This window comes from Opitutia bacterium KCR 482 (assembly GCA_029269845.2).
Taxonomy (GTDB): Bacteria; Verrucomicrobiota; Verrucomicrobiia; order Opitutales; family Intestinicryptomonadaceae; genus Merdousia.
In genome coordinates this window covers 604,756-617,627 of record CP149973.1, presented here as the reverse complement: position 1 = coordinate 617,627, position 12,872 = coordinate 604,756, and the positions used below count along the sequence as shown (strand labels likewise).

At 56.0% G+C, this 12,872-nt stretch carries 10 protein-coding genes; 9 read left to right on the top strand and 1 reads right to left on the bottom strand.

Features of this window, described 5'->3' with window-relative positions; all coding sequences use genetic code 11:
- The first annotated feature begins 76 nt into the window (after positions 1-76).
- The 8 genes from P3B99_002545 to P3B99_002510 all read left to right on the top strand — a co-directional run bounded on the left by P3B99_002545 (position 77) and on the right by P3B99_002510 (position 11,146).
- Positions 77-928 carry a sugar phosphate isomerase/epimerase family protein gene (locus tag P3B99_002545; GenBank protein WYJ08005.1) on the top strand — a complete coding sequence of 284 codons (852 nt, stop codon included), beginning with the start codon at positions 77-79 and terminating at the stop codon, positions 926-928.
- A 158-nt stretch (positions 929-1,086) separates the two neighbouring features.
- On the top strand, positions 1,087-2,202 hold the full coding sequence (locus tag P3B99_002540) for an LptF/LptG family permease (protein WYJ08004.1): 1,116 nt from the start codon (positions 1,087-1,089) through the stop codon (positions 2,200-2,202).
- A 4-nt stretch (positions 2,203-2,206) separates the two neighbouring features.
- The gene (gene purD, locus P3B99_002535; GenBank protein ID WYJ08003.1) at positions 2,207-3,511 is read left to right on the top strand and encodes a phosphoribosylamine--glycine ligase; all 1,305 of its coding nucleotides are present in this window, start codon (positions 2,207-2,209) and stop codon (positions 3,509-3,511) included.
- A 113-nt stretch (positions 3,512-3,624) separates the two neighbouring features.
- Positions 3,625-6,309 (top strand): hypothetical protein, encoded by a 2,685-nt coding sequence (locus tag P3B99_002530; protein WYJ08002.1) that lies wholly within the window; start codon positions 3,625-3,627, stop codon positions 6,307-6,309.
- A gap of 60 nt (positions 6,310-6,369) precedes the next feature.
- On the top strand, positions 6,370-7,320 hold the full coding sequence (locus tag P3B99_002525; GenBank protein ID WYJ08001.1) for a hypothetical protein: 951 nt from the start codon (positions 6,370-6,372) through the stop codon (positions 7,318-7,320).
- Positions 7,321-7,324: 4 nt separating this feature from the next.
- Positions 7,325-8,998 carry a glycosyl hydrolase family 65 protein gene (locus P3B99_002520; protein WYJ08000.1) on the top strand — a complete coding sequence of 558 codons (1,674 nt, stop codon included), beginning with the start codon at positions 7,325-7,327 and terminating at the stop codon, positions 8,996-8,998.
- A 426-nt stretch (positions 8,999-9,424) separates the two neighbouring features.
- Positions 9,425-10,132: a hypothetical protein gene (locus P3B99_002515; GenBank protein ID WYJ07999.1), complete on the top strand. Its 708-nt coding sequence runs from the start codon at positions 9,425-9,427 to the stop codon at positions 10,130-10,132.
- Between the two features lie 12 nt (positions 10,133-10,144).
- A complete protein-coding gene (locus P3B99_002510) occupies positions 10,145-11,146 on the top strand; it encodes a GGGtGRT protein (GenBank protein ID WYJ07998.1) in 1,002 nt (333 codons plus the stop codon).
- A gap of 233 nt (positions 11,147-11,379) precedes the next feature.
- On the opposite strand, the gene P3B99_002505 is transcribed toward P3B99_002510, so the two are convergent.
- Positions 11,380-11,865 (bottom strand): pyridoxamine 5'-phosphate oxidase family protein, encoded by a 486-nt coding sequence (locus P3B99_002505; protein WYJ07997.1) that lies wholly within the window; start codon positions 11,863-11,865, stop codon positions 11,380-11,382.
- Between the two features lie 252 nt (positions 11,866-12,117).
- Here P3B99_002505 and P3B99_002500 point away from each other — a divergent pair, with 252 nt between their 5' ends.
- Positions 12,118-12,870 carry an SGNH/GDSL hydrolase family protein gene (locus tag P3B99_002500; GenBank protein WYJ07996.1) on the top strand — a complete coding sequence of 251 codons (753 nt, stop codon included), beginning with the start codon at positions 12,118-12,120 and terminating at the stop codon, positions 12,868-12,870.
- Positions 12,871-12,872 lie beyond the last annotated feature (2 nt).

Here is a 12,872-nt window from a genome sequence, read left to right as displayed (position 1 = left end):
GTATTGCCGTTGGCAATCGTCTTTGTCGGTTATTTGATTTTTTTGAAAGAAACAGTTTAATTGTATAAAATAGAAAATGATTAAGAAACTTATTATATGTTTGTCTGCTTTCGCGTTGCTTTGCGGTTGCGCGGGGACGGACGCGTCTAAAACCCGGTCGCAGAAGCACCGCAAGATTGCCCTGCACGGCTATGTTTATTCGAAAGTGAAGACTCTCGAAGAGACTGTCAAAGAGGCGAAAGAGCTTGGCGCGGACGGTGTGGTATGTTCGGGTTCGCAGAAAATCGCGGCGCGTTTCGGCGGCGCAAAGTTTTCGCCCGACATGACTGCCGAGCAAAAGGCGTTCGTCAAAAAGCTTTTTGCCGACAACAAAATCGAATTCGTCTCCTACGGCATTTGGGATTTGTCGAAGAAAAACAACACTCCCGACAAGTATCTCGCCTTATGTAAAGAGCTTGGCATTCCCGTTTTCACTTGGGAGGGCAAGCCCGAAAAAATCGACATGTGGAACGAGGCGGCTGGCAGGTACGGCGTAAAGGTCGCAATCCACAACCACCAGAAGGGTTGCGCGCCCGACTATGTTTATTGGAATCCAGAAATGCTTTGGGAGCTGATTAAGGACAAGCCCAACATGTACGCCTGCGCCGACAACGGGCACTGGACGCGGTCGGGCTTGGACACTCCCTCGGGCTACAAGGCCTTGCACGGCAGGCTTGCGGCAATCCACTTCAAAGACCCCGCGCAGTTCGGCGTTCTGAATCTAAAAACCGACGCGCCGCTCGGCAAGGGCTGTCTCGACCTCAAAAAGTGCTTGAAAACCCTCGACGATTTGGGCTACGACGGCTACTTCGTCATCGAGAATGAATGCGTGATGGACAACCCCACGGAGACCATGCGCGAGAGCATAAAGTACCTGCGCGAAAACTAAAATCCGTTTCCGCATGCGGAAAATCCCGTTCGGCGCGTTTTGCGCGGGCGGGATTTTTTTGTTGTCGGGCGTCGGATTTTTCCGCCGAAAGGGCTTTTGCGAATTTTTATTTGATATTCGGCTCGGCTTTTCGATAATGGGTTCAATACTTTTTTATTATGCCGAAATTGTTGGACAGATATATTTTTTGCGAGTGGTTGAAAGTTTTTGCAATCGCAATCGGGGTGACCTTGGGAATTCTGGTGTTGCACGACATGTACAACAATCTCGGCGCGCTGATAAACTGGGGCGCGGGCACGCGCGAAATCGCGCTCTACTACGCATTTCTTGCGCCGACTCTCGTTCCCGTGATTCTGCCGATAAGCCTTTTGCTTTCGCTTGTGTATGTGTTGGGTTCGCTCCACCGCAACAACGAGATTGTCGCGATGCGTTCGGCTGGCATGAACGTGTTTAGAATCACGCGGTCGCTGTGGTTTGCGGGGGTGGTTCTTGCGGGGCTTTTGCTTTGGCTGAACGCGTCTTTCATTCCGTACTGCAAGGAGAGCTCGCGCACCATCTACGACAACGCGCGCTTCGAAAAGGAGATGAAGAGCATGAGCATTTCGGAGGTCGGGAAAATCTCCAACATGTGCTTCAACAACCGCAAGGACGGCCGCCTGTGGTTTACAAATTCGTTCAGCCGCGCGGCGAGCAGGGCGAACGGCGTGCGCGTGTCGGTGCTCGACGGCAAGGGCAGGGAGGTCTCGCGGGTGATGGCGCGCGAGGGCGTCTACGACGACGTAGACAAATGTTGGTTCTTCACCGACGGACAGGAGATTAGCTACGACCCCCAGACGCACAGGGCGACCCGCGCCGTCGGCTTCGACAAAAAATACTACCGCGATTTTACGGAGCTTCCAAACATCATGATTCTTTCGATGAGGCGTCCGAAGGACCTTTCGCTTGTCGAGACCAAGACGCTAATCGACGCCCTCGGCGACCGCTCCGCGTTCGAAGTCCAGCCGTATTTGGTGCGCTGGTACTCCATTTGGGCGAGCGCGTTTGCGTGCATAATCGTGGTGGCGATTGCGATTCCGTTTTCGGTTGCGGGCGTCCGCACGAACCCGATGGTAGGGGTCTCGAAAACCGTCGGCCTGTTTTTCCTGTTTTTCGTCATAGACAGCGTGCTTGCGGCAATGGGCGGACGCGGATTTCTGCCGCCGTTCTGGGCGGCGGCGATTCCCGTGATTGCGATGCTCGCGTTTGCGCTGTCGCTTTACAGAAAGGCAATCTGAATTTATGGAAGAATCTAAAAAACTGAAAGTGCTTGTCGTCGGAAGCGGCGGCAGGGAACATGCAATCGTGAAGGCGGTGAAGAAGTCTCCGCGCTTGGAAAAGCTCGTGTGCGCGCCAGCAAACGGCGGAATCTCGCGCGACTGCGAAGTCGCAAGCGTCGCCGCTGACGACGTCGAGGGCATAGTGTCGCTCGCAAAAAGCGGCGGCTTCGACCTCGTCATAAGCGGCCCCGAAGTTCCCCTTTCGATGGGCTTGGCGGACAGGCTCCGCGCCGAGGGCATAGCGGCCTACGGGCCGAACAAGGACGGCGCGACGCTCGAATCGAGCAAGGCGTTTTCCAAGGCATTCATGAAAAAGTACGGCGTGCCTACCGCCGCGGGCGAAAGCTTTACCGACATCGCAAAGGCTGTCGAATACATAGAATCCGCGCCGTTCGACGTCGTGATTAAGGCGAGCGGACTTGCGGCGGGCAAGGGCGTTGTGATTCCCGAAACGAAGGCGGAGGCTGTTGCCGCCGCGCGCGAAATGCTCGAAGGCGGCGCGTTCGGCGATAGCGGCAGGGAAATCGTCGTGGAGGAAAAGATGGTCGGCGAAGAGGCGAGCATTATGCTCATGGTTTGCGGCGACAAATACGTAATGCTTCCCGCAAGTCAGGACCACAAGCGCGTGGGCGAGGGCGACACGGGTCTGAACACGGGCGGAATGGGGGCGTACGCGCCCGCCGCAGTCGCCACAAAAGAGGTGCTTGACGACGTCCGCAAAAACATCATAGCCCCCACGCTCGCGGGCTTGAAGTCCGAGGGCATAGACTACCGCGGAACGCTTTATGTGGGCATCATGATAACCGCCGCGGGCGCGAGGGTTGTTGAGTTCAACGTGCGCTTCGGAGACCCCGAATGCCAAGTTCTTATGCCGCTTGTAAAAAGCGACGTGCTTGAAGTTCTGGACGACATCGCAAACGGACGCCTCGACGAATCGAAAGTCGAAATTTCCGGCGGATACGCCGCGATAGTCGTAGTCTGCGCGGCGGGCTACCCCGGAAAATACCGCAAGGGCGACGAAATCTCGTTCCCGCCCGACTCCGAAATTCCCGACGGCGCGTGGATAATCCACGCGGGAACGAAAGCCGTTGACGGGAAAATCCTCACCGCGGGCGGACGCGTTCTCGGCATGGTGGGCACGGGCGCGACGCTTCCCGACGCCCTCGAAGACGCCTACGCGCTCTGCAAAAAAACGTCGTTCGACGGCGCGTTCTACCGCCGCGACATCGCCCACCGCGAGCTTCGCCGCATGGGTCTGCTTAAATAACCCGCCGAATTTTTCCGCGGCAATCCGCGCTCCCGAAAGGGGCGCGGATTTTTTTGCGCGTCGGGTTTCCGCTTTGATGTTGACTTGGTTTCCGCCGCAAATAGTATTTAGTTATGAGATTATTACTATGTTTGTTCGGGGTGATCTTTGCGTTCGCGTGCAATGCGGCGCAGTTTAACTATAAAGTGCCCGAAGTCGGCGGGGAAAACGCGGCCGATACGGAAATTTGCTCGCTTCCGTTCAAGGTCGGCGACGGCGTAAAAATGGAGTCGGACAAAAAATACAGCTACAAGCTGCCGAATTTTCCGCGCGTAAAAACCTCCAATCTCTACATTTTGTGCGGCGCGGGAACGCAGTCGGGCGGCGGAATGCGCGTGCGCATAGCAGGCTCGGACGGCGCGGGCATCAAGAGCCGGCTTTTGAAAATCGGCGTAAACATCGGCGTCGCGGGCGGCGACGGCTTCGAGTCTTGCAGGAAAGTCGGCGGCGGCGGAAAGATGTTTTTGTGCTCGGTGGTCGTCCCCGAATCGTGGAAGAAAGACGTCGTTCCCGCCGCGTTGGAGTTCGAGCCGTACGGCGGCGGCGGAATACGCGTGTACGGAGCGACGTTCTCGTCGAAGCTCGTCGATACCGAAAAGTACGTCGAATTTCCCGACGCCCTCTGGAAGCCCATAAATTCGAAAAAGCTTTTGGTCGAAAGCGGAACGGTTCTCGACGTTTCCGCGCAGATGGGCGAAAAGCCCGCGGGCAAATACGGGCGCGTGGCGGTGTCGAAAGACGGGTATTTCGAGTTCGAAAACAGGCGCGGAGTCCGCGTAAAATTCAAGGGCACAAACTGGCGTCCCGCGCAGGACTTCGCCCGAATGCTCAATTCGAAGGAGCAGATGGACAAAATAATTTCGCGCGTGCGCGCGCAGGGCTACAACCTGATTCGCTGGCGTCTCAGTCCCGACCTCAACGCCGATTTGGCGGGCGACTTTGCCTACACCCCCGAAGTTCAGGACAAGTACGACTATTTTCTCTACGCCTGCGCCCGCGAGGGCGTGTATTCGCACATAATGCTTTCGAGCCACCTCTTCGGCGAAAAGGACGTGCTGTGGGGCGACAGGTTCGACGTAAAAGTGCGCTTCCTTTTGGGCGACGAAACCGTGCGCGAAAACTGGAAAAAATCCGTCCGCGCAATGCTCGAACACGTCAACCCCTACACGGGCAAAACGTGGCTCGAAGACGCGTCGATTGCGACCGTCGAGTGCTTCAACGAGCTTGACATGATTGCCACATTCTCGCCCTTGCAGGGCATGTCTAAGGCGACGCGCAAATACGCCGAAAAGTTCGTCCGCGCAAGACTCAGGGAAAAGTACGGGACAATCGACGCTCTCAACGAGGTGTGGAAGCCCGAAACGCCGTTTGCGTCGTTCTCGGAAGTGAAGCTGCTTTCCGACGCAAAGCACTTCAAAATGGGCGCGGAGGACTTCTCCGAAATCTTCGTCGAACGCTCGCGCAACCTCGCCGAATTTTGCAGAAAATTCCTGCGCGACGAGCTGAAATTCAACGCGCCCATGCACCAGTACAATTTTACGTCGCAGCCCGACATCACCCTTGCGGGCTACGAGTGGGGCGAATACATGGGCGTCAACACCTATTCGTCCACCGCGCATACGGACTTCAAGCCCGACAAAAAGCCCGCGTGGCTTTCCGACCCCATTGCCGACGAGGACGGCAGATGGTTTTTGTACACCGTCGGCAAGCGCGTTTGGGGCATGCCGTTCATGGTCTCCGAATTTTCGCAGCGGCACTGGAACGTGCACAAGTACGAGGCCGGCGTGTTTTTCTCGGCGTACGCGGCGTTTCAGGACTACGACAACCTCACAATCCACGACGTCGCCATGGGCGACAAATTCCGCTACGAGCTTGGAAATTTCAGCGTCTTCAATTCCCCCGTTTTCAGGGCGAACGAATTTCTGAACTACTGCATGTTTTTCAGGGGCGACGTGTCGCCCGCAAAAAAGCGCGTAGAGTTCCGGTACACGGGCGCGATTTCGTCGGCGAGCGTGGGAACGCGCTTCGAAAAGGAAAAAGCCTCTTTCATGACGGGCTTCGGAATTTCCTTCCCCGAAGCGGAGCGCGTGTCGGCGGGAAGCCTGAAAAATCCCGACGGCACGGCGGTTTCGCCCGCAAAGGTTTCGGCGGACGCGGTCTACACGCCCGAAAATCTGCCAGAGGACGTGTCGGCGTTCGCCGCCGACCTGCGCGAGCGCGGCGTGCTGCCGAAATACAACCGCTCGAACCCCGAAAAGGGAATTTTCCAGTCCGACACGGGCGAAATTTTCATGAGCATGTACGAGGGCTTCGTGAAGGTCTCGACCCCGAAAACCGAGGCGGTAGCCTCGCGCGGAATAAAGACGCCCGTGAAGCTCGGCGCGCTTACGGTGAAGTCGGTCGACGTTCCTTGCGCGGTCGCGGCGTGCTCCATGGACGGCAAAAAGCTTTCGGAAAGTTCGAGCGTCGTGCTTGTGCTCAACACCGACAACATTTCGACGGGCTTCAAAATCACCGCAAAAAAACGCGCCCTCAGAAGCGGCGGCAAACAGCCAGTTCGCCTGCGGGTCTGCCGCCTTTCCGCCGAGCTTGAAATTGCGGACGCCGAAAACTTCGACCTCTACGCGCTTGCGCTGTCGGGCGAACGGCTGGAAAAACTGCCCGTCGCCGCGGAAAACGGCGTTTTGAAAATAGACATCGACACCGCAAAGCTCGCGAACGGCGCGACCGTGTTTTTTGAGCTTGCCAAACGCCGCTGATTCGGATTCAATTAAATTTTTACAACACATACATACAATCACTTAAAAATGGGAGTTAAAATGAAAGGGAAACTGTTTGCGCTCGCCGCGTTTGTCGCGGCGTCGGCTGCCGTCTTCGGCGGCGAATGGAAAAAATACGGAAAAGAGCCGCTTTTGGGCGGCGGAGACTTGGGCACGATTTTCGACATCGCCGTAGTCAAAACAAACAAGGGCTTCGAAATGTTCTCGTCGTGGCGTCCGCAAAAATCAATCGCGGTACATTACAGCAAGGACGGCAAAACGTGGTCGGCGCCCGTAATCGTCCTGCCGTTTCAGGACGAGGGCTGGCAGTACAGGCTCAACCGCCCCTGCGTTGTCGTAAAGGACGGCGTATACCACATGTGGTACACGGGCCAGGTTCGCCCCGTCAAGGGCTACAAGGGAATCCGCTCGCGCATAGGCTACGCCACGAGCACCGACGGCAGGAACTTCGTCCGCCAGCAAAATCCCGTCATGGAGCCCACCGAACACTGGGAGGGCGAATCAATCATGTGCCCGCATGTAATTTGGGACGAGTCCGAAAAGATTTTCAAAATGTGGTATTCGGGCGGCGAAACCTACGAACCCAATGAAATCGGCTACGCCACGAGCAAGGACGGCGTCAACTGGGAAAAATACAAGGGCAACCCCGTCATGGTTCCAAACAAAGGCATGAAGTGGGAAAAGGACAGGGTGACTGCGTGCCAAGTCATCAAACGCGCCAACGACTACCTCATGTTCTACATCGGCTTTGAGGATATCCACACCGCGCGAATCTGCATGGCGCGCTCCAAAGACGGTATCCACAACTGGGAACGCTATTCGGGCAACCCGATAATCCAGCCGTCGCCCGACAGCTGGGACGCCGACGCAACTTACAAGCCTTACGCGGTCTTCGACGGCAAGAATTGGCTTCTCTGGTACAACGGAAGAACGAAGCACCTCGAACGCATCGGTCTTGCAATCCACGAAGGCGAAGACCTCGGTTTCTAAAATCATGGGAAAGGCAAAAACGTTTTTTGCAGTGTGCGCGGCGGCAATCGCCGCGCATGTCGTATCGGCGGAAACTCCCGACACGTCCAAGTTCGAAAAATATACGGCGCAGTTCAACGCCGCCGACGAGGAGCTTGTTCAGAATCTCTACCCGAACTCGCAGGCGGCAAAGTTCCTTTCGGAAAACGCGCCCGTGTTCGAGTGTCCCGACGCCGAGCTTGAGCGCGTTTATTATTTCCGCTGGTGGACGTTCCGAAAGCACGTCAAGCAGACGCCCGACGGCTACGTCATTACCGAGTTCCTCCCGAAAGTTCCGTGGTCGGGGCTTTACAACGCGATTTCGTGCCCCGGCGCGCACCACTTCGCGGAGGGTCGCTGGCTTGCCGACAAAAAGTACCTCGAAGCCTACGCCCGCTACTGGTTTAACTGCGGCAACAACATCCGCAAATACACATTCCCCGTGGCGCATTCGGTTCTCGAATTGTACAAGGTTTCGGGCGACAAGGCGATTCTTTCCGAGCTTTTCGGCAAAATGCGCGAAAACGCCGCCGAGTGGGAAAAATCACACTACGACGCCGAGCGCGGACTTTTCTGGCAAAGGGACAGCCGCGACGGCATGGAGTACTCTATTTCCGGTTCGCTCCACCCGAAATTCTTGGGGTACAGGGCGACGATAAACGCGCACATGTACGGCGAATACCGCGCGCTGTCGGAAATTGCTGGCATTTTGGACGACGGCTCCGCCGCCAAGCTCTACGCCGAAAAGGCGGCGGCTCTCAAAGACAAAATCAACACCGCCCTTTGGGACGAATCCGCCCGATTCTTCAAGGTGATTCCCCTCGGCTCGGCCGAATTTTCCGACGTCCGCGAGCTTCACGGCTACACCCCGTGGGTGTACAACATTCCGCCGAAGAGCCGCTCCGACGCGTGGAGATTCCTCTCCGACGCCTCCGCGTTCAAAGCCCCCTACGGGCCGACGACCGCCGAGCAGAGCCACCCGAAATTCGCCGTCGCCTACGAGGGGCACGAGTGCCTCTGGAACGGTCCGTCGTGGCCTTTTGCGACTTCCACGACCCTCAACGCTCTCGCGAACTTCATCAACGCGAATGGGCAGAACGCCTACGCCGACAAGGGTCTGTACTTCGACACCCTCCAAACATACGCGATGTCGCACCACAGGGTTCTCCCCGACGGCAGGCGCGTGATGTGGATTGACGAAAACATCAACCCCTACACGGGCGACTGGATTTCCCGCACGCGCCTCGAAAAATGGGAGAACGGCACGTGGTCGAAGCGCAAGGGCGGGCGCGAGCGCGGCAAAGACTACAACCACTCGCAGTTCTGCAACCACGTTATTTCCGAGCTTGTCGGGGTTCGCCCGAATCTTGATTCTACCGTCGAAATCAACCCGCTCGTTCCCGATTCGTGGGACTACTTCTACCTCGGCAACGTTTCCGTCAAGGGGCGCAAGCTCGAAGTTGTGTACGACCGCTTCGGTACGCGCTACGGCAAAGGCGCGGGGCTTTCGGTTTATGTGGACGGGAAGCTCGTAGGGCGTTCGGCAAAGCTTTCGCAAATGAAGCTCGACATGGAAAAGGCTTCCGCGACTGTTTCTTCGGATATTAAGCCGAACAAGGCGGCGAAGCACTCCGTCTTTTCTTCCAGAAGGGTGAGATAGCCCAAGTCCCGATAGGGCTTGTGAATCTGGGGCGCGAGCCGCGCCACTCTTATCTTGGGGCAGGCTGGAGCCTGCACGCCGCAGAGGGGGCTGCCGCCCCCAAAAGGCGGTTTTCGCTACCGCGAAAATTTCCGCCTGTCCCCCCGCGCACAGCCGCGCATGGAGTTTTTAGATTAGTATGCGGATTGCCGTTTTGAAAAAATGCGTCCGCATTTTTTGTGGCTTGGTGGTTCGCGGAAGTTTTGAAGAAAAGCGGAGGGCATACGTCGTTGCCGCTTTTCAATTTCGTCCAAGTTTGCGTGTCGGGCTTGGCGTTTTTTTTGCGGCGAAAAAATTTTATGAATGCGTTGACAATATGCGCAAAGTGTGCGAATCTCCACGCAGTTTTTTTAGCAAAACAACGTAATTATATAACAGGAAACAAATATGAGTTGTCCAAATAACAACTGCTCGCACGAAGTACAGCAAATGTGCTGCGTTGCAAAAGGTGCAAAACACGGACCCGCTCCCATTCCGGAAGAAGGCAAATGGGTAAAGTCCAAGCAAATTAGCGACATCAGCGGCCTCACGCACGGCGTCGGTTGGTGCGCTCCCCAACAGGGCGCGTGCAAGCTCACGCTCAATGTCAAGGACGGCGTAATCAAGGAAGCCCTCGTCGAAACAATCGGCTGCTCGGGCATGACGCACTCGGCGGCTATGGCGGCGGAAGTCCTCCCTGGCAAAACCGTTCTCGAAGCCGTTAATTCCGACCTCGTTTGCGACGCAATCAACGTCGCCATGCGCGAACTTTTCCTCCAAATCATCTACGGACGCACCCAGACGGCTTTCTCGGAAGGCGGTCTCCCCATCGGCGCGGGTCTCGAAGACTTGGGCAAGGGTCTGCGTTCGCAGGTCGGCACGATGTTCTCGACGGAAGTCAAGGGGCCGCGCTACCTCGAACTCGCCGAAGGCTACGTTCTCGAACAGGCTCTCGACGAAAACAACGAGGTAATCGGCTACAAGACCGTGCATGTCGGAAAAATGCTCGAAGCCATTCGCAACGGCATGGACGCAGGCGAAGCTTTCAAGAAATTCACCTCCACAAAGGGACGTTTCGAAGACGCCGCAAAAACCATCGACCCCCGCAAAGAATAAGGAGTTTTTACAATGGCTATCACATTCGAAAGTTATGAAAGACGCATAGAAAAAATCAACAAAGTATGCGCCGAATACGGTTTGTCGGGTCTCGAAGAAGCCAAGGCTCTTTGCGATTCCAAGGGCATCAACGTTGACGCCATCGTCAAGGGCATTCAGCCCATCGCGTTCGAAAACGCTGTTTGGGCTTATACTCTCGGCGCGGCAATCGCCCTCAAAAAGGGCAGCAAGAACGCAGCCGAAGCCGCCGAAAACATCGGTATCGGGCTCCAAGCGTTCTGCATTCCCGGCTCCGTCGCCGACAGCCGCGACGTAGGTCTCGGGCACGGCAACCTCGGCGCAATGCTCCTGCGCGAAGAAACAAAGTGCTTCTGCTTCCTCGCAGGCCACGAATCGTTCGCGGCTGCGGAAGGCGCAATCGGCATCGCAAAGACCGCCAACAAGGTTCGCAAAGAACCCCTGCGCGTTATCCTCAACGGCTTGGGCAAAGACGCCGCGTACATCATCTCGCGCATCAACGGCTTCACGCACGTCGAAACAGAGTACGACTATTACACGGGCGAACTCAAAATCACGAAGGAAACGGCTTTCTCGAAGGGCGACAAGGCGAAGGTTCGCGTCTATGGCGCGGACGACGTCTCCGAAGGCGTGGCAATCATGATAAAGGAAGGCGTCGACGTTTCCATTACAGGCAACTCGACAAACCCGACACGCTTCCAGCACCCCGTAGCGGGCACCTACAAAAAGTGGGCAATCGAACACGGCAAGAAATACTTCTCCGTGGCTTCGGGCGGCGGCACGGGCAGAACCCTCCACCCCGACAACATGGGCGCGGGCCCCGCTTCTTACGGCATGACCGACACCATGGGCAGAATGCACGGCGACGCGCAGTTCGCGGGCTCGTCTTCCGTTCCCGCGCACGTCGAAATGATGGGTCTTATCGGCATGGGCAACAACCCGATGGTCGGTGCGACCGTTGCGGTTGCAGTCGCAGTTGAAGAAGCTTCGAAATAGTCGGCATTTTACCGAAAACGCGCACCCGCGGGTGCGCGTTTTTTTTGCTTAGAAATTCCCGCAACGCATGAAGCGGCGGTCTTTCGAGGACTGCTTGGCTCTGGGCTTTTACCGTTTGATTTCGACAGATGTACGGAGAATTGCACTTAAATTCTGCCGTCGAGACGCGGAGGAGGTGCGCCCCGAATTTGCCGACGCTCGGCGAGGAATTTGCGCTTGCTTGCAGGTCGCCGCTATTTTTCGATTATGTGCTTAGCCTTGCCCGAAACTGCTTCGATGTCGAAACGCAAAATTGTCGTGCGCGGCGCTGATTTCGAAATGTAGAAATCGGCTTCTTTCATGAATTGCGGCGCAAACCTCTTGGCGATTTCCCTGAGAGCTTCGAGCTTTTCGGACTCTTCGCAAATCGAAACTTTACCGAATGCAATCGCGCTCGAATAGTCGAGCGAGAACTGGCGCGGGCAGACAGTTGCGTTCCCCACGACGCAAAACGAAGCGTTTGCGTTTTTTTTCACGCAGTCGATTTTCCGCCCTTCGGGAGCGCAGTGCATGTAGATTGCGCGCCCGACTTTCACATAGTTAATCGGGACGCCATACGGATATTCGTCGTCTGAGATAAGCGAAAGAAAGCCGTATTCGCCAGTGTCGAGAATTTTCTCGGCTTGTTCTTCCGTGATTGTCCTGTCTTTGCGCATCGGGGTAATGTTCATGGTAGACATGCTTGCCGCAACTCCGCCGTTTGCGAGCTTTTTTTAACGCGCAAAATCTTCGCGAAGCATAATCGACTTTTCCACAGAGTATGTTCGAGGCGATTGAGAATATTTAAGTGAATTTTTCGCCATGCACTGAACTATTTGCGTAAATTTTCGGCAAAAAGGCTTGCAAGCAATCGCAAAAAATCCAATGTATTTCAACAAGACACATAGCGGGGCAATTCCGCCGCGCCGGATTTTTTATCTATGGGAAAATGTATGAAATTTGCGATGTTTGCGGGGGCGTTGTTTGCCGCCTGCGCGTTGACGGCGGCGGAAAGCGGCGGCGATACTATTTCGGCGAAGTTCGGCAATACTGTTTCGGGCGCGGCTCAGGCGAAAGCGCCTCAACTTGTGTATTTCGAGGGGAACGGGAAATCGGGCGGACTGCTGTGCATGGGGCATTCGCTCACAAAACACGCCCCCGCGCCCGCGCTTGGCTGGTTTTCCGACTGCGGAATGGCTGCGTCCAAAAAGGAGAACGACTATGTCCATCTGCTTTGGGAAAAGCTCAAAAAGGACAATCCCGACATACCGCTTTGCATTGCAAAGGGCGCGTTTTTCGAGCGCAACTTTGTCGACGCCGACAAAATCCTGCCGCGCTACAAGCAGGCTCGCGACTTCAAGCCGAAGTGGATTGTAATTTCGCTCGTAGACAACGTATCGCGGGAAATGGCGGCGAAACACGATTTCATCAAGTACTACGCAAAGCTCGTAAAATATCTCAATCCCGACGGCGCGGCGAAGATGGTAATCACCACGGGCTGGTATCCGACAAGCAAGCTCAACGACAAGCTCAAAGACTTCGCCAGGCAAAACGGAATAACGATTGTGGACATCTGCGCAATCGCCCAAAAAGAGGGCATGACCGCAAAGGGAAAATTCGCCCACAGCGGCGTCGCAAGCCACCCGTCCGACGCGGGCATGGCGGCTCTCGCCGACGCCTACTACAAAGCTCTTTCGCGGCAATAAAA